At 61.9% G+C, this 20,099-nt stretch carries 16 protein-coding genes and 1 pseudogene; 4 read left to right on the top strand and 13 right to left on the bottom strand.

Annotated features, from left to right (window positions below):
• Window positions 1-10: 10 nt before the first annotated feature.
• The 3 genes and pseudogenes from IEX16_RS20300 to IEX16_RS13840 all read left to right on the top strand — a co-directional run.
• Window positions 11-415: pseudogene (locus tag IEX16_RS20300) on the top strand (DUF748 domain-containing protein); the annotation flags it as partial.
• Window positions 416-428: 13 nt separating this feature from the next.
• Entirely contained in the window at window positions 429-1,274 is an 846-nt protein-coding gene (locus tag IEX16_RS20295; protein WP_308421351.1) for a DUF748 domain-containing protein, read from the top strand.
• Window positions 1,275-1,446: 172 nt separating this feature from the next.
• Window positions 1,447-4,332: a DUF349 domain-containing protein gene (locus tag IEX16_RS13840; RefSeq protein ID WP_188709075.1), complete on the top strand. Its 2,886-nt coding sequence runs from the start codon at window positions 1,447-1,449 to the stop codon at window positions 4,330-4,332.
• A gap of 130 nt (window positions 4,333-4,462) precedes the next feature.
• Here the strand turns inward: IEX16_RS13840 and mog are convergent, their stop codons facing one another.
• Both mog and yjgA read right to left on the bottom strand, forming a co-directional pair.
• Entirely contained in the window at window positions 4,463-5,059 is a 597-nt protein-coding gene (gene mog / locus IEX16_RS13835; RefSeq protein ID WP_188709074.1) for a molybdopterin adenylyltransferase, read from the bottom strand.
• Window positions 5,056-5,643: a ribosome biogenesis factor YjgA gene (yjgA, locus tag IEX16_RS13830; RefSeq protein WP_229676349.1), complete on the bottom strand. Its 588-nt coding sequence runs from the start codon at window positions 5,641-5,643 to the stop codon at window positions 5,056-5,058. The genes mog and yjgA overlap by 4 nt, the downstream gene beginning before the upstream one ends.
• Window positions 5,644-5,668: 25 nt before the next feature.
• On the opposite strand from yjgA, the gene pmbA reads away from it, so the two are divergent.
• Window positions 5,669-7,060, top strand: coding sequence for a metalloprotease PmbA (pmbA, locus tag IEX16_RS13825; protein WP_188709072.1), 1,392 nt, complete (start codon window positions 5,669-5,671; stop codon window positions 7,058-7,060).
• A 215-nt stretch (window positions 7,061-7,275) separates the two neighbouring features.
• Here the strand turns inward: pmbA and IEX16_RS13820 are convergent, their stop codons facing one another.
• The 11 genes from IEX16_RS13820 to nirB all read right to left on the bottom strand — a co-directional run bounded on the left by IEX16_RS13820 (window position 7,276) and on the right by nirB (window position 19,991).
• On the bottom strand, window positions 7,276-7,698 hold the full coding sequence (locus IEX16_RS13820; RefSeq protein WP_188709071.1) for a type II toxin-antitoxin system VapC family toxin: 423 nt from the start codon (window positions 7,696-7,698) through the stop codon (window positions 7,276-7,278).
• A gap of 20 nt (window positions 7,699-7,718) precedes the next feature.
• Window positions 7,719-7,946, bottom strand: a complete 228-nt coding sequence (locus IEX16_RS13815) for a FitA-like ribbon-helix-helix domain-containing protein (protein ID WP_373288353.1) — start codon at window positions 7,944-7,946, stop codon at window positions 7,719-7,721.
• A 74-nt stretch (window positions 7,947-8,020) separates the two neighbouring features.
• Entirely contained in the window at window positions 8,021-8,467 is a 447-nt protein-coding gene (locus IEX16_RS13810; protein WP_188709069.1) for a GatB/YqeY domain-containing protein, read from the bottom strand.
• A 105-nt stretch (window positions 8,468-8,572) separates the two neighbouring features.
• Complete coding sequence (rpsU, locus tag IEX16_RS13805) at window positions 8,573-8,785, bottom strand: 30S ribosomal protein S21 (RefSeq protein WP_007872347.1); 213 nt, start codon at window positions 8,783-8,785, stop codon at window positions 8,573-8,575.
• A gap of 299 nt (window positions 8,786-9,084) precedes the next feature.
• Complete coding sequence (locus IEX16_RS13800) at window positions 9,085-10,356, bottom strand: BaiN/RdsA family NAD(P)/FAD-dependent oxidoreductase (protein WP_188709068.1); 1,272 nt, start codon at window positions 10,354-10,356, stop codon at window positions 9,085-9,087.
• Window positions 10,357-10,488: 132 nt separating this feature from the next.
• Window positions 10,489-12,306, bottom strand: coding sequence for an SEL1-like repeat protein (locus IEX16_RS13795; RefSeq protein ID WP_188709067.1), 1,818 nt, complete (start codon window positions 12,304-12,306; stop codon window positions 10,489-10,491).
• A gap of 118 nt (window positions 12,307-12,424) precedes the next feature.
• Window positions 12,425-13,216, bottom strand: coding sequence for a uroporphyrinogen-III C-methyltransferase (gene cobA / locus IEX16_RS13790; protein ID WP_188709066.1), 792 nt, complete (start codon window positions 13,214-13,216; stop codon window positions 12,425-12,427).
• On the bottom strand, window positions 13,213-14,118 hold the full coding sequence (gene ybiB, locus IEX16_RS13785) for a DNA-binding protein YbiB (protein ID WP_188709065.1): 906 nt from the start codon (window positions 14,116-14,118) through the stop codon (window positions 13,213-13,215). The genes cobA and ybiB overlap by 4 nt, the downstream gene beginning before the upstream one ends.
• 55 nt (window positions 14,119-14,173) lie before the next feature.
• A complete protein-coding gene (locus tag IEX16_RS13780) occupies window positions 14,174-17,092 on the bottom strand; it encodes a nitrate reductase (protein WP_188709064.1) in 2,919 nt (972 codons plus the stop codon).
• Window positions 17,092-17,520, bottom strand: a complete 429-nt coding sequence (gene nirD / locus IEX16_RS13775) for a nitrite reductase small subunit NirD (RefSeq protein ID WP_188709063.1) — start codon at window positions 17,518-17,520, stop codon at window positions 17,092-17,094. Before nirD ends, IEX16_RS13780 begins: the two co-directional genes overlap by 1 nt.
• On the bottom strand, window positions 17,517-19,991 hold the full coding sequence (gene nirB / locus IEX16_RS13770; RefSeq protein ID WP_188709062.1) for a nitrite reductase large subunit NirB: 2,475 nt from the start codon (window positions 19,989-19,991) through the stop codon (window positions 17,517-17,519). The genes nirD and nirB overlap by 4 nt, the downstream gene beginning before the upstream one ends.
• Window positions 19,992-20,099 lie beyond the last annotated feature (108 nt).

Raw genomic sequence — 20,099 nt, 5'->3', positions numbered from 1 at the left:
AGAGCTATCGATGACCGTCCAGCAAGGGCTGAAGGCCCAAACAATGCCCAGACCGAGGGCCGGACGGGGGGGCGCACCGGTCATCAACGTCGGCCCGATTACGCTGGTCAACGGCCAGGTGCTGTTTTTCGACCGTTTTGTGAAACCCAACTACTCGGCCAACCTCAGCGAACTCAGCGGCAAGCTCAGCGCGTTTTCTTCGGTGGCCGTGGCCGGCGCCCCCGCCATGGCCGACCTGGAATTGCGCAGCCGGGCGGAGGGTACAGCCTCGCTGGAAATCGTTGGCAAACTCAACCCCCTGGCGCAGCCGTTGGCGCTCGACATCCAGGGCAAGGTGCGCGACCTGGAGTTGCCGCCACTGTCGCCCGATGCCATCAAGTATTCGGGTTACGGTATAAACCGCTGCAAGCTCAGCGTGGACGTCAACTATGTGGTGCGGCCCGACGGCCAGCTCACTGCCCGCAACAAGGTGGTATCTGAGTCAGCTCAGCATCGGCGACAAGGTCGAGGGCGCCACCGCCAGCCTGCCGGTGAAGCTGGCGGTGGCCCTGCTGGCTGACCGCAACGGCGTGATCGATATCGATTTGCCGATCAGCGGCTCGCTCAACGATCCGCAGTTCAGCCTCGGGCCGATCATCGTAAAGGTGATTCTCAATGTCATCGTCAAGGCCATCACCGCGCCCTTCAGCCTGCTGGCCGGCGCTTTTGGGGGTGGCGGGGAAGAGATGGCCAGTGTCAGTTTTGCGGTCGGCAGTGCCCGTCTTGCGCCCGAAGCCAGGGCTGGGCTCGACAAGGTGGCGAAAGCGCTGACGGACCGTCCTGCGCTGCAACTGACCGTTGTCGGCACCAGCGGCCTGGAAGCCGAGCGAGAGGGTTTCAAGCGCGAGCGGCTAGACCAGTTGCTGCGTGCCGAGAAACGCCGCAGCTTGTTGACGCAGGGCGACACGGTCGCAGCCGTGGTCACGGTCAGCCCCACTGAAGTGCCGGTGCTGCTCAAGGAAGTTTACAAACGCGCCGACATGCCCAAGCCGCGCAACCTGGTCGGGCTGGCCAAAGACCTGCCTGCGTCTGAGTTGGAAAAGCTGCTGCTGGCCGACATGGCGGTCAGCGAGGACGCGATGCGTGAGCTGGCGGTCAGGCGTGGCGTGGCTGTCAAAGACTACCTGGTGAGCCGGGATCTGGCGCCGGCGCGGCTCTTCCTCGGGGCCACCAAAACGCTGCCACACGACCCCCAACGGACCCCGCGCGCGGAGCTTAATTTGGCGATGCCGTAAAAACAGCGAAAATACCCGCAGTGCTTTAGTTTTTAAAGCGTGGGCGTGTTCAGGCCTTGCGAGCCGTGATCCGTATTTTTTCCGCTGACCGTTCACTCTCTCTATCCCTTCCTGGCCGCGTGTGGTGGCCTTCCGCCCGCACGGTTGACCCGACCGGCTGTTATTAATTTTTATGCTGCGTTTCCCCATGTCCAAACCTTCCAAACCCGAAACCTCCGCCGTGAAAACGCCTTCCTCCAAGAGTGCTGACAGCCATCCGCTGGACGGCCTGACCGGCGGCGCCTTCTCGGCACCGACCTCCGGCGAGCGCACGACCCGTATCCGCGAGTGGCTGGCCACCGAACCCAGCGCTGAGCAGATGGCCGAGGTCTACAAAGACCTGGCCAATCGCGACAAGGGCGCCGCGAAGCCACTCAAGGAAAAGCTCGACGAAGCCAAACGCGCAAAAAACCAGGAAGCGGTTGCGGCCGAGTGGGCTGAAAAAGGCCAGGCCCTGCTGGCCCTGAAAAAACTTAATCTCGCCGACGCGCTGGCCTGGCAGCGCGATGCCGCCAAAGCCGGTGCGCCGCTGTCGCGCGAACCGCTGGCCGGCCTGAAAGGCCAACTTGCTGACCGCGTCAAGACGATTGAAGACCTGCAGCACCGCACCCAGGTGCAGAGGGAAGCCGCTGTGCTGATTGCGCAGCGCATTGAAGTGTTGTCGACCAAATCATGGCGCGATGCCCAGTCCGCCTGGGACGCGCTGCGTGCCGACGTGACGCACTGGCAGACCCAGGCCGACGAGATCGCGAAGGACGCCAACTGGGCCAGCGTGGACCCCAAATTCCCGCCGCTGCTCGAAGCCTCGCGCGGCCAGTTGCTTGCCGTGTGGGAAGCCTTCCAGGGCGCTCTCTCGCTGGCCGTGGCCGCCGCCGAGGACACGGCCGCGCCGCTGCCGGCCGTGCCGGTCTGGGCCGACGAATTGCGCGGTGCCCGCGGCCTGCCGCGGGCAGCCGTTGGTGCTGCGGGTGAGCAGCCAGCGCGCGCCCCCAAGGCAAAAATCGACCCCGCTGTGCTCAAGGACATGCGTGAAAAATCGGCTGCCACCGTGCAGGCCGCGCTGACCAGGCTGGAGCACGAAGTGACCGAAGGCCACGGAAAGGCAACGCCCAAGGTGGCGGCTGAGCTGCGCCAGGCGCTCAAGGACAACATCCGCAACATCGACAGCGCGCTGGAAACCGCGGCGCATGCAGCGCTGACCTCCGCCGGCGAGCTGGAAGGCTGGCAGCGCTGGCGTGCCGATCAGATTCGTGAAGAGCTGGTCGCCAAGGCCGAAGCCTTGGTGGCCAAACCCCTGGGCGGTCGCAAGCAGCAGGAAGCCTTGCGCGCGATGCGCGAACTCTGGAAAACCAGTGACCAGGGCGGCACGCCCAACCACGCCATGTGGAAGCGTTTTGACGATGCCTGCAACGAAGCCCACAAGATTGTCGAAGCCTGGCTTGACAAGGTCAAGGAGCAAAGCGAAGCCGTCAAGGCAGAGCGCCGCATGCTGATCGACGAGGTGCTGGCCTGGGCCGAAGCCAACAAGGGCAACACCGACTGGAAGCACCAGATCCGCAGCCTCAACGGTTTTGTCGAGAAGTGGACGGCAGCCGGGCACCTGAGCGAAAAAGCCTTCGCCGAGATCCAGCCGCAATGGAAAGCCGCGATGGACCAGGCCGATACCGCGCTGAAAGCCGCACGTGCCGACAGCTTGGCGCGCCGCAAGGCCATGATCGAGGAAGCCCAGGTGCTGGGCGCTGAGCCGCAATTGCACATCGACGCCGTCAAACACCTGCAGCAGCGCTGGCAGCACGAGGCGCAAGGCGTGCCGATCGAGCGCAAGCAGGAGCAAAAACTCTGGGACGCCTTCCGCAAGCCGATCGACGACGCCTTCCAGCGCAAGACGGTCGAGCGCGAAAAAGCTGCGTCCACGCTGGGCGAACACGACCGCATGGTGGTGGTGCTGTCCAAGGCGCTGGATGCCGCCAATGCCAGCGGCGATGTGCAGAAAATCCGCACCGCGATGGCCGACCTGGAAGCCGGGCTGCGCGGTCAGTACGTGCCTCCCGCGGCTGTGGCTGCCGCTGCGCCGGCGGTGGGCGATGAAACACCTGCTGCTTCAGTTGAAGGCGCTGATGCTGCCTCCACTTCAGAAGAAAATCAGGCGACAGCCCTTGACGAGCCTGCACAAGAAGCTCCTGAAACGATAGCAGATGCAGAGCCCGCAACGGCGCCCGCTGCAGATGAATCTGCTGAAGTTGCCGAAGCGTCCGCAGAAGCACCTGCAGAAGAAACTGCTGAAGAAACTGAAGAAGAAACTGCACCGGCGCCTGCTGCACCCCCGCCCAAACCCGCTAAACCGGTGGTGGCAATGCGCGGCGACGACCGCCCCGGCATGCGCAAGGCCGAGGCTGTGCCCGCAGGCCGTGGCGGCAAGTTTGGCGACCGCAAGGATGCACGTCCCGGTGGCGGCAAGCCCGATGGGCGCGGTGGCCGGCCGGCCGACAACAAGTTCGAGCCTTACCGCCCGGAGCGCGAAAGCCGTTTCAGCGACAGGCCAGCTTACGAAGAGCGCGGCCCCCGTCTGGGCGACGCGGCTTTCCGCGCGCAGCGTGAAGCGTTCGAGCATGCCCAGCAGGCGCTGCGCAAGCTGTCCGAGCAAGCGCATGGCGAGGTGCTGACCCACCTGCTGACTGCCTGGGAAAAGCGCGACCCGGCGCTGGTGCCCGATGCCTCGGCCCTTGGCAAGCTGGTTACGCCGGCCACGCGAAGCGGCTGGACGCAGGCGCTGTCGTCCTCACCCAAAGGGGATGCTGCCGACACGCTGCTGCGCCTGGAAATTGCCGCCGAGCTGCCAACCCCAGCTGAACATCTGAGTGCTCGACGCATGCTGCAACTGGTGCTGCTGACCAAACGCAACGACCCGACACCCGCGCAGACCTGGGGCGAAGACACGGCCAAGGTGCTGGCTGCGCCGCATGACGCGGCGCATGTTCGGCGCTTGCAGAATGTGCTGAAGGCGCTGCTCAAGCGCTGAGCCTTTTGCTCCTCCGTCCTGGGCGCCTGAGCGGCGTCTGGACGGCGTGCGGTGGTGATGAAAGCGCTATGAAATCAATAGCTTCGCACGCTCGTCAATCAAGGGCTGGAGCTTGATTTGGTGCAAAAAATCAGGCGGAAGGCGCCCGAATCGCCGATTTCGGCCTGAAGGCCTTGCAGACGGCTTCGTCGGTTTCCAGATAGGGCCCGCCTATCAGGTCGATGCAGTAGGGCACGGCGGAAAAAATGCCGGCCACCGCCTGCGAACCATCGGCGTTTTTCAGGCCCTCCAGCGTCTCGGCAATCGACTTGGGCTGGCCCGGCAGGTTCATGATCAGGGCCTGGTCGCGGATCACAGCGCACTGGCGTGACAGGATGGCCGTCGGCACGAATTTCAGGCTGATCTGGCGCATCTGCTCACCAAAACCCGGCATCTCCTTGTGGCCCACGGCCAGCGTCGCTTCGGGCGTCACGTCGCGCAGGGCCGGGCCGGTGCCGCCGGTGGTCAGCACCAGCGAGCAGCCGGCGTCCACCAGTTCGATCAGTGTGGCGCTGATGCGCTCTTTTTCATCGGGAATCAGGCGTTCTTCAAAACGGATAGTGTTGCGCAGCGCGCGGCCCAGCCATTCCTTGAGCGCCGGCAGGCCCTTGTCTTCGTAGACGCCACTGGAGGCACGGTCGCTGACCGAGACGATGCCTATCGTCACTGCGTCTTGGTTGGCGCTCACGTGTCCTCCCGCGCCAGCGTTTCACGCACCAGCTGGAAAATTTCGCGGTAAGACTTGGCGTGGCGTGGCGCCTCGCCCGGTTTTTCGGGTTTGGCGTCCTTGCGGGCCTGGCGGATCAGCGCGCGCAATTGCTGGGAATCGGTGTCGGGATGTTCGGTCAGCCAGTCGCTGAGTGCGTCGTCGGAGGTAATCAGCTTGTCGCGCCACTGCTCGGCCAGGTGCAGCGCGAGTGTCAGTTGCGCCGAACCATTTTTCTGTTCGTCGATGGCGGCGCTTATCGGTTCGGTGTCCAGGGGGCGCATGAGTTTGCCGATGAACTGCATCTGGCGGCGCCGGCCCTCGAAATTGGTGATTTTTTTGGCCTGGGCAATCGCGTCCAGCAGTTTTTCGGGCAGGTCGAGTTTGGCCATCAGGTCGGCGCGCAGCGTCAGCAGCGCTTCGCCGAGGGCCTGTTTTTCATCGGCCTCGGCCTTGAGCTGGGTCTTGCTCGGTGGGCCGACTTCTTCCAGCGCAATTTCCTCGGGTTTCACGAAGCGTCCGTTGGACCAGTAGCCCTTGATGGCCTTGGGAGTCTTGTTGTTCATAGCAGTCAGTATCATAGCTACCCATATGACCCCAAAGACCCCCAAGACAACATCCGCCGCTTCCCGCCCCGAATCGGGCTTCAGTTATCACCGCGATTTCTTCGAAGGCCTGGTGGACAGCGCGCTGGCCCACGCCAAAAAAATCGGCGCCACCGATGCCGCTGCGGAGGCCTCCGAAGGCTGCGGCCTGAGTGTCAGCGTGCGCAAGGGCGAGCTTGAAAACGTCGAGCGGAACCGCGACAAATCGCTCGGCATCACGGTTTACGTTGGCCAGAAACGCGGCAACGCCGCCACCAGCGATTTTTCAAAAACTGCGATAGAGCAAACCGTCAAGGCGGCCTACGACATTGCGCGTTTCACTGCCGAGGACAAGACCTCCGGCCTGCCGGCCGACCGCGACATCGCGCGGGTGCACCGCGAACTCGATCTGTTCCATCCCTGGGCGATTGATTCCGCCGGCGCCGCTGCCCTGGCGCTTGAGTGCGAAGCCGCAGTCTTCGACACCAGCAAGCTGATCACCAACAGCGAAGGCGCGGGCGTGTCGGCCCAGCAAAGCCATTTTTTCAGCGCCCACACGCGCGGCTTTCGCGGTGGGTATGCGAGTTCGCGCCACAGCATCTCGGCCGCGGCGATTGCCGGCAAGGGCAGCCAAATGCAGCGTGATGCATGGTACAGCTCCATGCGCGACGCCAGCGAGCTGGCCAGCGCGCAGGCCGTGGGCCGCTACGCCGCCGAACGCACACTGGCGCGCTTGAAAAGCCGCAAGATCAAGACAACGCAATGCCCGGTGCTGTTTGAGTCGCCGCTGGCCGCCGGCCTTCTGGGCGGCTTTGTGCAGGCTATCAGCGGCGGCGCGCTCTACCGCAAAAGCACGTTTTTGCTGAACAGCCTGGGCAAGCCGGCGTTTCCGGCGCACATCGACATCACGGAAGACCCGTTTGTCAAAAAAGGCAAGGGCAGTTCGCCGTTTGATGAAGAAGGTGTCAAGGCCCGCGCACGCACGGTGGTGGACGCCGGCATTGTGCGTGGCTACTTCCTGAGCACTTACTCGGCACGCAAGTTGGGCATGCGCACCACCGGCAACGCTGGCGGTTCACACAACCTCGTCATGAGCAGCCGTCGGACCAAAGCCGGCGACGACCTTGATGCCATGCTCAAAAAGCTGGGCACCGGCCTGTTTGTGACCGAGCTGATGGGGCAGGGCGTGAACTACGTGACCGGCGATTATTCGCGCGGCGCCTCAGGCTTCTGGGTCGAGAAAGGGCAGATTGCCTTCCCGGTCGAAGAGATCACGATTGCCGGCAACCTCAAGGACATGCTGATGGGCATTCAGGCCGTGGGCGCCGATGTCTACAACTACGGCGCCAAAAGCGTCGGATCCATCCTGATCAACAGGATGAAAGTGGCTGGGTCTTAGAGCCCCCACGTTCGCTCGCTTCGCGTAGCTCTCTGCCCCCCGAGGGGGCGCTGCGCCTGCGGCCCGGCAGAGCCGGTTCCGCGGCCCCTGTTTGATGAAAGAGTCCTACTCAAGGGTGCCGCTGGATTTAGCCCGCCAGCGCCGCCTTCACCGCTGCCGAGGACTTGGCCCACCGCCGGGCAGCCGCTTGCCAGCGATTTCACTGAATCAGCCTACTAGGCGAGCCAGGGGTTGGTCAGCGGCAAGCCGGTGATTTTTAAAAAATCCGAGGTATTTCGTGTTGCCAGATTCTTCTGATTCGCCAGGCTGATCGCCGCTATTTGCGCGTCTTCAACAGAAATGGGCAAACCTTGGCGGGTGCGTGACGCAACAAGGTCTGCATAAAGGGGAGCGCAGCGCCCGTCAAATGGCAGGCATCGGCCTGCAAAATCTTCATCAAACATGGCCTGGGCCTGAACTGCCAGAGAGGTGCGGCGTTTGCCTTGGGGCAAGAGTGTTATGCCGAGCTCAATCTCGGCACGGGTAATGGCGCAGATAAACAATTCCTGGCCAGCTTGCGCATCCATCCATGCAAGCAAGGCGGGCGAGGGCGCGGCGCGCATCAACTCCGACAACACGTTGGTATCGAGCAAGTACATAGGGCCTCGCGCTTGTCTGGCTAAAAGGTCGGGGCTGGTCTTGTTTTTTGGCGAGCAGGCAAGTCCAGCCCGCCGATCGATTTGAAGCGCTCATGAATGCGGCTGCCAAGTTTGAGTTCAGGCAGTTGGCCCTGCGTGGCCTGCGTCAGGATGCGTCTGACTTCTTCTTCCATGGCCCAACCGTGTTGTGCGGCCTGAACGCGAAGCATGGTTTTGACAGATTCGTCGAGATTGCGAATGGTCAGCATGGCCACATCGTTTTCCTTCTAAGTTGCAACGACTTCATTGTATGCAATGCATGCAATGAAGTCAATTGAGGCGTTCAACCCGCCAAAGCCGCTTTCACCGCAGCCGAGACCTGGCCCATGTCGGCCTTGCCGGCGAGTTTGGCTTTAACTGCGCCCATGACCTTGCCCATGTCGCCGGGACCTGTGGCGCCAAGTTCGGTGACGATGGCCTTGACCTCGGCGGCGACTTCTTCGGCACTCAGGCGGGCCGGCAGGTAGGCCTGCAGCACCACCAGTTCGGCGGCTTCCTTGTCGGCCAAATCCTTACGTTCGGCTTTCTGGAAGGCTTCGATCGAATCCTTGCGCTGCTTGATCAGCTTGTCGACGATGGCGACCACGGCAGCATCATCGAGCACCACGCGTTCATCGACCTCTTTTTGCTTGAGCGCGGCCAGCAGCAGGCGGATGGTGCCCAGGCGCTCGCTGTCCTTGGCGCGCATGGCAGTTTTCATGTCTTCGGTGATCTGGTCTTTGAGGGACATGGCGGTCTCCAGGAAAGGGGATGGAAGGTCAAAAGGGAGTCAGAAACACAAAAGCCCGCAGAGCGTCCTCGTGCGGGCTTTTGGTTTGCCGTGAGGCGTGTACTTTTAGTACAGCTTTTTAGGCAGCTGCATGGAGCGGATGCGCTTGTAGTTGCGCTTGACGGCGGCAGCCTTCTTGCGCTTGCGCTCGGCGGTGGGCTTTTCGTAAAACTCTCTAGCGCGCAGGTCGGTCAGCAGGCCGAGTTTTTCGATGGTGCGCTTGAAACGGCGCAGAGCCACGTCGAAGGGCTCGTTATCTTTTACACGAATGGTCGTCATTGATGAAGGGGTCCAAAAATATGCATCTTGTTTAGCCGTCAGATTTGATCAGAATCAGGCCAGATGCGGGTTTGCTAGCAAAGCCTTGGATTATATACCAGTGCCCATGGCCCCCACGCTTGTCACTGCGTGTACTGCGCTGACCCACGAGGGGGCCGCTGCGCTTGCGGACTGGCGAAGCCAGATCCGCGGCCGTGGCTGGCCGGCCCCCACGTTCGCTCACTTCGTGTAGCTCTCTGCCCCCGGCAGGGGGCGCTGCGCCTGCGGCCCAGCAAAGCCGGATCCGCGGCCCCGGCTGGTCAAAGCGGTACCAGGGACGGATCAGCTGTGGCTTTTGCTGTCAGGGCCTCGGCACAGGCATGGCCGCTGGCCCAGGCCCACTGGAAGTTGTAACCGCCCAGCCAGCCGGTCACGTCCACCACCTCGCCGATGAAATACAGGCCGGGCTGTTTGGATTCCATGGTCTGGGACGACAGGTCGCGGGCGTCCACGCCACCCAGCGTGACCTCGGCTTTTTTGTAGCCCTCGGTGCCGTTGGGGGTCAGTTGCCAGTCGGCCAGCCGGTCCGCCAGTGTGTTCAGGGCCTTGTCGGTGGCCTCGCTGACGGGTTTTTGCCAGGCCGGGTCACTGCTGGCCCATGCGTCGGCGAGACGGCTTGGCACCAGCGCCGCCAGTTCGTTGGCGATCAGCTTTCTGGAGCTGGCCTTGGCGCGCATTAAAAGGGTGGACAGGTCCACGCCGGGTGCGAGATTGATGCGTACCGGCTGGCCATCGCGCCAGAAGCTGGAAATCTGCAACACCGCCGGCCCGCTCAGGCCGCGATGGGTGAACAACAGGTCTTCAGCGAAGACCACGGCTTTTTTGCGTTGTTTGGGGCTTGCGTCAGGTGAGCCGGTTTCGATTAGCACCGGCAGCGCCAGACCGGAAAGCTGGGCGTAGGGCGCCCAGGCCTCGCCGTCGAAGGTAAGCGGCACCAGACCAGCACGCGGCTCGACCAGGCGCAGGCCGAACTGCTTGGCGATGCGGTAACCAAAATCGGTCGCACCGATCTTGGGGATCGACAGGCCGCCGGTGGCGATGACCAGTTGCGGCGTTTCGATCAAACCCCGGTCGCTCTCGATTTGATAGCTGCCTGCGCTTGTTCCGTATAGGCTGGCGGCATGCTTGATGCCCGAGACATGGCAGGGCTGCCAGCGCGTGACGCCGCCGGCATCACATTCGGCCAGCAGCATGTTGATCACGTCTTCGGCCGAGCGGTCGCAAAACAGCTGGCCCTTGTGTTTTTCGTGGAAAGCGATGTTGTAGCGCTGCAGCAGCGCGATAAAGTCCTGCGGCGTGTAGCGTGACAGGGCAGAGCGGCAGAAATGCGGGTTCTCGCCGACGAAGTTGGCCGGCGTGGTGTCACGGTTGGTGAAGTTGCAGCGGCCGCCGCCGGAGATGCGGATCTTCTCGGCCACTTTCTCGCTGTGGTCCAGCAGCAGCACCTTGAGGCCGCGCTGGCCGGCCAGGCCGGCGCAGAACAGGCCGGCGGCGCCAGCCCCCACCACCACCACATCAAATTTTTCAGTCAAATCGGCCTCCAGCCCATAATTGGCGGGCGTGAGAAGCTATCAAAAGCAGAGCAAATCAGCACGTCGGGACGAGGAAGTGTAGCTGGTGTACTACGGAGGTAACGTGGGTGCAACTGGTGCAGCATATGCTCACTAGAAGTCTTCCGATGGGATTTTTTTGGTTGTCATGTTTCCATCACGAACCTTGTAAAGGGTAACGGTGACGTTTGAGAAGCGACGTCCACTTTCTGTTGCGGTTTCGCTCAACAGAAATGGCTTATCCGCTTCAAATGTGTCGTCGCTCCCGACGAAGCGGTAGCGCATTGCATAAGTTCCAGGCGTTAAAGATTTTGCGGTGAATTTTTCCCCGAATTTGACGTAGAAATTTCTGGCAGCGGGTTTTTTACCACTGAGATAAAGCCGAACTATCGCATCGCGTTCACCGCTGGCGTTGTCAACTGTGAACGTTGATAGCCCACCTGAGGCGGCATTTTTCGTCCCGACAAGATAGCCGGTTTTTGCTTGCTGTTCTGAATCGCGCTGTACTGGCGGATCGAGCTTGTCACTAAATGGAACCAGTTTCCCCGATGGCTGCGCTTGGGCGACTTCAACAAACGGCTTGTTCGAGCGAATTGCCTCAGCAACGAGGGCGGCAGTTCGATGGATTTTTGACGAACTGACTAAAGGCTTCAAGTGTTCCGTTCCTAAATTCACTTGCATAGCTTTAATGGCTTCCGGCATCGAGCCTTCCAGCTCCCCGTGCGCCAAAAGCGCTATTGCGAAATTTTTTCGGGAATGATTTTGTGCTTTTACTAATACCTTTTGCATTCGACTAATGAGAAGGAGCACCTCGTCGAAGGAGGTGAAAGCGCTTGGATAGTCAGACTTTTGTTCTTCTTTGAGTGCGGCCCGCATGATCTTGACGCCGGACGCGACTGCATCAAGATCAGCTCCGGAAAGAGCTTTGAGTACGCCGTATTGGTAGTTGTCGGCGTTTGAGCGTTCTGTGCCTGCTGCCTCAAACCACTGAGTTGCGATTTCAACGTTTCCTTGCTCAGAGAGTAACGTGTTGGCGTAGTCGGCCATGGCGGGTTTATGTCCGGCTACGGCCGCGTCTTTGATCCAAGGCGTTCGACAAGCATTGCGGCGCTTTATGGCCTCATCAAGCCCGAGATCCGCCTTCTGGGGATCAAGGACTATTTCGTGTAGTCGATCACAGCTTGCCACGCCAATCCTGAATGCCGAAGGGTCCCCAGCAGCAACCAATCGTTTCGCCATTCGCCCCGCCCATTCAGGATCTTTTCCGTTTTTGAAGACGCCTGATCCCCAAAGTGCCTGGTTGGCAATCTCTTTAAGTAGTGATCCAGCAATACCTTCACCCGCACGTCTCGCTGCTGCTGCTGCTGCCTCAAGGTCCAGACTGACCCCAAGACCCTCCGAAAGCATGAGTGCGTGCAGGTAAAGGGAGTGCGGATCTCCTGCTCTTACGCCAGGGGCGCTGCTGTCGCGGACGCGATCAAACTCGCGAAGAGCCGCCACACTGTCTTTTGGTCCAAAGCTGCCATCGCGAAGTGCTTTACCGAGCATAAGCCTTGCCTGATCGCTACCTTCGGTAACTGCCATATCCAGTGCCGCGCGTGCGCCATTGATTCGCAATGTCTCGTCTAAGTCTTTGCTTGGAGCGCTCAAAGAGTCGAAAGCGGCTAAAAACATCTGCTCACGGGGCAAAGCCATGGTTCTGCTGACTTCTTTGTGCAAATCTTCACCGGCGGCAGCAAGGGCCTGGAGAGCTACATTCACCCGATGCTCGTCCAATCGGGGTTTGCCGTACCAAAGATAGGCGGTCCATATGCACGCCGATGTGATGGTCACTACTGCCAAGGCGAAGGTGAGCTTTCTCCTTCTTTGACGTGAGCTCACGCCGGATACATCGATGATGTCTTCAGCATGTGCACCATCCTTGATTCCCATTTTTGTCTCCCTTGTTCCCTTCCCAGCATATCAATGAACTGAGAATAGAGGAATACGCATATAGGAGCATCGACCGCTTCGGGGTGTGATTTCAGGGCTGCCAGCGCCCCCCTCGGGTTCAGGCCGCGCGAAACAGTGCCGGGTTTTCGGCTGCCGCGGCGATGCCGCTGACCACGTCGCCGACCACGATCACCGAGGGGCTGGCCAGCCCGGACTCGACGATGGCTGTGGCCAATTGGCTCAGCGTGGTGGTGATGTGGCGCTGCGTTTGCAGCGTGGCGTTCTGGATCACCGCCACCGGCGTGGTGGCGGGCAGGCCTGTCAGCAGTTCGTCCTGGATGCGGCCGGCGCCACTGACACCCATGTAGATCACCAGCGTGAGTTTGGCCTTGCAGGCGGTGTCGGCCAGTACGCGCCAGTCCGTGCCCGCGTCACCCGGTTTGGCGTGGCCGGTGACAAACACCACGCCGTGCGCGTGCTGGCGGTGCGTCAGCGGCACACCCAGCGAGGTCACTGCGGCCAGGCCGGCGGTGATGCCGTTGATGACCGTCACCGCGATACCGGCGGCGCGCAGGTGTTCGACCTCTTCGCCACCGCGGCCGAAGATGAAAGGATCGCCGCCCTTGAGGCGCACCACGCTTTCGCCTTCTCGCACCGCCATGATCATCAGTTTTTCGATGAACTCCTGTGGCGTGGATTTGCAGCCGCCGCGTTTGCCGACGTGCACGATGCGTGCATCGGGCTGCGCATAGGCCACGATCTCGTCACTGACCAGATCGTCAACCAGCAGCACGGTGGCGGCCTGGATGGCCTTGAGTGCCTTGAGCGTGAGCAGTTCAGGGTCGCCGGGACCCGCGCCCACCAGCGTGCAGTGGCCGTTTGAAGAAGTTGTGTGTTTGCCGCTGGTCATAGTTGGGAAGTCAACTGCAAGATATGTTCCACCTGCCGCGATATCGACGCTGGCACGGCGTGGGAGCCCGACATCACGGCGCGGATATAGGTGGCGGTGCTGTCGCCGTCGATGGCAGTGGGCAGGTCCGGCACACTGGCCAGCGTGCCGGGCTGGAAGGCCTGCAACAGCGTGCGTTTTCCGCCAATGAATGCTTCCATCTGCGGTGTGCGGCGCGCGTCGGCCACCACCTCGCCTTCGGTGCCGCGCAGCAGCAAGGCGTTGGCCTGGATCAGCTCAAAAGTCTGGCCCATGGACAGGGCGTATTCGGGATGTGTGTAGCTGCTGACCACCAGCGCCTTGCCCAAGCAGGGGTTCATGATCTTGACCAGGCTGTGCGCCGGGTTGCGCAGTCCGACCGCGCGCCGCACGTCCAGCAGGCGTTTGAGGCCCGGGCACAGCAATTCTGTAGGGGCAAACACCACCTCGCCATTTGCTATCTTTCCAATAGCTACCTGCGCAGGTATACCAAGGGCTGCAAGCACATTTGACGTGAAAATCCGGCTGGATTCCGTGGCCGTGCCATGCACTAGCACCGGCAGACCTTCACGTGCCAGCAGCAGCGCCAGCAGAGGCGTGAGTACCGGCAGCTTGCGGGCGCCGTTGTAGCTGGGCAGCACCACGGTGGGCTTGTCGCTGGCCGGAAAACGTTGCATGCGCTCGTAGGTGGCGTCCAGAAAGCCCGCCATCTCCACCGGGGTTTCGCCCTTGATACGCATGGCCAGGCAGAAGCCGCCAATTTCGAGGTCGGTCACGCTACCGTCCAGCACCTGGCCGAACAGGTCGGCCGCCTGTTCACGCGTGAGCGGCCGCGCGCCGTCTTTACCGCGGCCGATGACCTTGATGTACTGGGCGATGGACATGCCTCGATTGTCCGCGAAGGTGGATAACTTCCGGTTATGAGCTTATGGCGCTCATTCAGGCGACGACCCTGATCGGGATCACCGTGCGACCGGCAGCGGACGAATCGGACGAATCGGGCGTGGCGAGTCGGGTGTCGGTGGCGGTCCGGATGAAACGTTTGATCTCCGGCACGCAAGAGCCGCAGTTGGTGCCGCACTTGAGCTTGTCCTGCAGCAACAGGAGGCGGTCGGCGTCGCTGGCCAGGTAACCGGCGCCGCCCACCGCGCTGGTGATCTCGTTCAGGCAGTCGCCGATGTCGGTATCGCTGACACTAAAGCAACTGCACACAGGTTTGCCGCGCGATTGCAGCGCCACAGGTGCCTTGGCCCCGGGCAGCAGCAGCAAGCGGCCATAAGCTTGCGCCGGCAGCTCGTCCTGCAACAGGGTCTTGATCCAGGCTTGGGCGCTGACATCACCGGCCAGCATAAATCCGGCCAGTTCGGCCTCATCGTGTTGTTGGCCCTTGCGCACCAGCCGTGCCGTGCGGTGCTGGCCCTTCTTTTTGTCCACGTAGCGCAGTGCGTTCGTGCCATCCAGACCAAGGATGGTTTCGATTTTTCCCAGCAGACCGGCTTCCGGTGCCTCGAAACCGGCTGCACGAAAGAGCACTCCCGTGCGCTGGCGGTTTGTATCGCCAAGCGGAACTTCGTTGGAAAACGGCACACAACTGCTGAAGGCAAAGCTGGCCATTAGGGGTTTGAGCTGCTCGCGCGCTGCCAGCACTTTGTCATCGGGCACCCAGGCCATGGCCAGTAGCGACCAGGGCATTTCCGCTTTGAGGATTTTTACGGCAGCATGTTTAAGCTCGGGCTGTTTGGAGCTGGGGCAGTAGGCCGATGTGGTCAATGCGTTGACACCTGCCAGCCGCTCACCCTGGCTGGACAGGCCGCTCAAATAGTCGTCGCCCCAGTGCATGGCCATGAAGGCCTGGCTCACCGCGACCTCGGGTGAGGCCTGCAGCGGCACCACGATGGAGCCGCGTTTGGAGGTGACGTGCACCAGGTCGCCATCTTTGAGCAGGCGGCGCGCCATGTCCTGGGCATTCATCTGGATAGACGGTTCCGCCACATGGCCAAAAAGACGGCCCAGGGTGCCGGTGCGGCTCATGCCGTGCCACTGGTCGCGCAGGCGGCCGGTGGTCAGCGAGAAGGGGTATCGTGATTCCCGCGGCTCGGCCACCGGTTTGTAGACGGTGTTAACGAAGCGTGCCCTGCCGTCTTCGGTTGGGAAGATGCCGTCCTCGTAAAGCCGCACTTTGCCGGTGGTTTCACCCTCTTTGAGGGGCCACTGCTGCGGCGCTGCGTCCAGCATGGCGTAACTCATGCCGGTGATGTCGAGGTCGCGCCCGCGCGTCGATTCGCGGTGTTCATTCCAGATGCTTTCCACCGCGGCTGTCTCGCCGCCCGTGGACCACGGAAACAGGGTGCTGATTTTCTGCACTGGCAGCAATTTTTCCAGCCGCTGGGCAAAGGCCATGGCAATCGCCCAGTCGTGGCGGGCCTCACTAGGCGCTGGCACCGCTGGCCGCACGCGGCTGATGCGCCGCTCGCTGTTGGTCACTGTTCCGGTTTTTTCGCCCCAGGTGGTGGCCGGCAGCAGCAGGTCGGCGTAGTCGCAGGTCGATGGTGTGGCAAAAGCCTCCTGCACCACCACCAGCTCGGCGCGCTCGAGTGCCCGTCTGACAGTGGCCTGGTCCGGCATGGATTGGGCCGGATTCGTGCAGGCTATCCACAAGGCTTTGATCTCGCCATCGGCCGTAGCCTGGAACATCTCGACCGCGGTCTTGCCCGGCTTTTCCGGTACCGAAAGCACGCCCCACAACGCTGCGACTTCGGCGCGGTGCTGCGGGTTGGCCAGATCGCGGTGCGCGCTCAGTAGGTTTGCCAGGCCGCCGACCTCGCGGCCACCCATGGCATTGGGCTGGCCGGTCAGCGAAAACGGTCCGGCGCCCGGTTTGCCGATTTGTGCGGTGGCCAGGTGCAGGTTGATCAGCGCCGCGTTTTTGGCGGTGCCGCTGCTTGACTGGTTCAGGCCCTGGCAATACAGGCTCAACGTCGCCGCGGAGGTGGCAAACAGTCTGGCGGCTGTGAACAGGTCTTCCTTCTTGATGTCGCAGGTGTCAGCCACCAGGTCGGGCGTGTAGTCGCGCACCGTGGCTTTCAGGGTCTCGAAGCCACTGGTATGTTCAGCGATGTAAGCCGGCTGGGTCCAGCCTTCCCACAGCATGATGTGCAGCAGGCCGTTGAACAGCGATACATCGGTGCCAGGCTGGATCGGCAGGTACAAATCGGCAATGCCTGCGGTGTCGGTACGGCGCGGGTCGCAGAAGATGATTTTCAGCGCCGGGTTGGCGGCTTTGGCGTCCTCAATCCGCCGGAAAAGAATCGGGTGTGCATAAGAGGTGTTGCTGCCGACGATAAAGATGCATTGCGCATGGTTCACATCGTCGTAGCAGCAAGGCGGCGCATCGGCGCCCAGGGTCTGCTTGTAACCCGCGACAGCGCTGCTCATGCACAGACGCGAGTTGGTGTCCACGTTGTTGGTGCCGATCAGGCCCTTGGCAAGTTTGTTGAAGACGTAGTAGTCCTCGGTCAGCAACTGGCCCGATATGTAAAAGCCAACGGCATCCGGGCCGTGGTCCCGGATGACTTGCGCGAACTTGTCACTGGCGAAGTCCAGCGCGCTGTCCCAACTGATGCGCTGCGGCGTTGCGCCTCGTTGCGCGCGTTGCATGGGATGCAGCAGCCGGGTCTGGCGCGTGACGGCATGGGAGGCAGTCAGGTGCAGGGTCGAGCCCTTGGTGCAGAGCCGGCCGAAGTTGGCTGGATGATCCGGATCGCCGCGTACACCCGTGATCTCGTCGCCGGTTGACTCGATGATCACCCCACAGCCCACCCCACAGTAGGGGCAGGTTGACCTGGTTTCCTTGGGCATCACGCGGTGTGCGGTGCCTGCACGTCAAAGGTCTGGTCGCCCAGCGCGCCTGTCGATGCGCAGGGGCCAGCACGCGGTGCCGCCAGGTCCAGAGCCAGCGTGGCCAGCTCAGCCGGATCCAGCAGCACTTGCCCAGCATCCACCTTGCACGCAAACTTCGGTGTGCAGCCTTCGTCCGCGCCCTGGGCGCAACCGTCGGCCAGGCTTATGGTCCAGTTGTGCAGCGGGCAGGCCACGCTGCTCCCAAACACAATACCCTGCGACAGTGGCCCCCCCTTGTGCGGGCATCGGTCCAGCAGGGCAAACACGTGGTCTTCAGAGTTACGGAAGACGGCGATGTCCAGACCTTTTGGCCTGCCCACGCGGCGCGAGCCGAGCACGGGAATGTCTTCCACCCGGCAAATCACGGTCCATTTATTCGCCTTCATGCCGCCTGCCCCGCGCTTTCCAGTTTGGTGAACTGCCGGGTATCAACCGACGCCTCTTTCAGTTCAAACCAGGGGTCGGGCTCGCCGTCGAGCGCAAACTGCAGCTGCTCCCAGAGCTTCTTGCGGCCTTCGTGGTCTTCGAGGATTTTTTTCTTCACATAGTCGAGACCGACACGGTTCACGTAGTGCACCGTGCGCTCCAGATACCAGCCTTCCTGGCGGTAGAGCTCGCAGAAGGCGCCGGTGTACTCAAGCACCTCTGCGGCGGTCTTGAGCTTGGTGAAAAAGTGCGCGACTTCGGTCTTGATGCCGCCGTTGCCGGCGATGTACATCTCCCAGCCGGAGTCAACGCCGATGATGCCGACGTCCTTGATGCCGGATTCGGCGCAGTTGCGCGGGCAACCGCTGACCGCAAACTTGACCTTGTGCGGCGCATACATGCGCCACATTGCGCGCTCCAGGTCCTTGCCCATCTGTGTGCTGTCCTGCGTGCCCATGCGGCACCACTCGCTGCCGACGCAGGTTTTCACCGTGCGCAGGGCCTTGGCATAGGCGTGGCCGGAAGGCATGCCGATGTCTTTCCAGACGTTTTGCAAATCTTCCTTCTTCACGCCCAGCAAATCGATGCGCTGGCCTCCGGTGACCTTGACTGTCGGGATCTTGTACTTGTCCACCGCGTCGGCAATGCGGCGCAACTCGCTGGCCGTGGTCTCGCCGCCCCACATGCGCGGGATCACGCTGTAGGTACCGTCTTTCTGGATGTTGGCATGGCTGCGTTCGTTGATGTAACGGCTTTGCGGGTCGTCCTTTGCCTCTTTGGGCCAGGTGCTGATCAGGTAGTAGTTGACGGCCGGGCGGCAGCTCGCGCAACCATTCGGCGTCTTCCAGTCCATGAATTTGAAAGTATCAGCAATCGTCATCAGCTTGTTGTTGCGAATCGCATCGCGCACCGCCTGATGCCCATGGTCGGTGCAGCTGCACATGGCTTTGAGCTTGGGTGTGGCCGAGTAGTCGCCGCCGGCGGTGAACATCAGGATCTGCTCGACCAGGCCGGTGCAGGAGCCGCAGGATGCGCTGGCCTTGGTGTGTTTGCGCACCTCGTCGAGCGTGAACAGGCCTTTTTCCTTGATGGCCTTGCAAATTGTGCCTTTGGTCACGCCATTGCAGCCGCAAACCTCGGCCTCGTCGGGCATGGCCGCGGCCTTGCTGTGGCCTTCGTGGCCAGCGTCACCAATGTTCGATTCGCCGAACATGAGGCGGTCCCGGATGTCGCCTACGCTGCGGCCGTCGCGCAGCAGCTTGAAGTAGTAGGAACCGTCGACGGTGTCGCCGTACAGGCAGGCACCGATCAGCTTGTCATCCTTGATGACCAGCTTCTTGTAAACGCCGCCGAAAGGATCGCTCATGACAATTTCTTCGGTGCCTTCGCCGCCCATGAACTCGCCGGCAGAAAACAGGTCGATGCCGGTGACCTTGAGTTTGGTCGAGGTCAGCGAGCCGGTGTAGCGGCCAATGCCGAACTGCGCGAGGTGGTTGGCTGCGACCTTGGCCTGCTCGAACAGCGGCGCCACCAGGCCGTAGGCGATGCCGCGGTGCGCCGCGCATTCACCGACGGAGTAGATGCGGGCGTCGGTGACGGTCTGCATGGTGTCGTTGACGACAATTCCCTTGTTGCAATACAGGCGCATTTTTTCGGCGAGTTCGGTGTTCGGACGTATGCCCACCGCCATCACCACCAGGTCGGTGGCCAGCTCGGTGCCGTCCTTGAACTTGATGGCCGTCACGCGGCCCGGCTCGCCATCAATACCAGTGCCGCCTACCAGCTCCTGCGTCTGCGCGCCCATCAGAAATTTCAGCCCGCGGTCTTCCAGTGACTTCTGCAGCAGCTTGCCGGCCACGCTGTCGAGTTGGCGTTCCATCAAGGTCGGCATGACGTGCACCACGCTGACATCCATGCCGCGCAGCATCAGGCCGTTGGCGGCCTCCAGGCCCAGCAGGCCACCGCCGATGACCACGGCTTTTTTGTACTTCACCGAAGCGTCAATCATGGCGTTGGTGTCGGCAATGTCGCGGTAAGCAATCACACCTTGCAGGTCCTTGCCGGGAATCGGCAGGATGAAGGGGTTGGAGCCGGTGCACATCAGCAGGCGGTCGTATTCTTCTTCTGTGACGCCGCCGTCTGCAGCGACCGCACGCACGATGCGTTTGACGCGGTCCACCTCAACCACCTTCTTGCCTGCGTGCAGCGTGATGTGGTTGTCGGTGTACCAGTCCCAGCTGTTGAGCACGATCTCGTCCAGCGTCTGTTCGCCGGCCAGCACCGGGCTCAGCAGGATGCGGTTGTAGTTGGGGTGCGGTTCGGCGCCGAAGACGGTGATGTCGTACAGCTCGGGCGCGACCTTGAGCAATTCCTCGATGGTGCGGACGCCGGCCATGCCGTTGCCGACCATCACCAATTTTGACTTTTTCATGCGCTCACTCCAGTTTGATTCAGGGGGTTGATCGCAAGCGCCATGCCACGGCGGCAGGCTGCAGCGTGAGCCGGTACACGTACGGCAGGGCAAGCACTGGCGCTATGG

This window comes from Polaromonas eurypsychrophila, from assembly GCF_014641715.1.
Taxonomy (GTDB): domain Bacteria; phylum Pseudomonadota; class Gammaproteobacteria; order Burkholderiales; family Burkholderiaceae_C; genus Polaromonas; species Polaromonas eurypsychrophila.
This window is presented reverse-complemented; position numbering and strand designations above follow the sequence as displayed.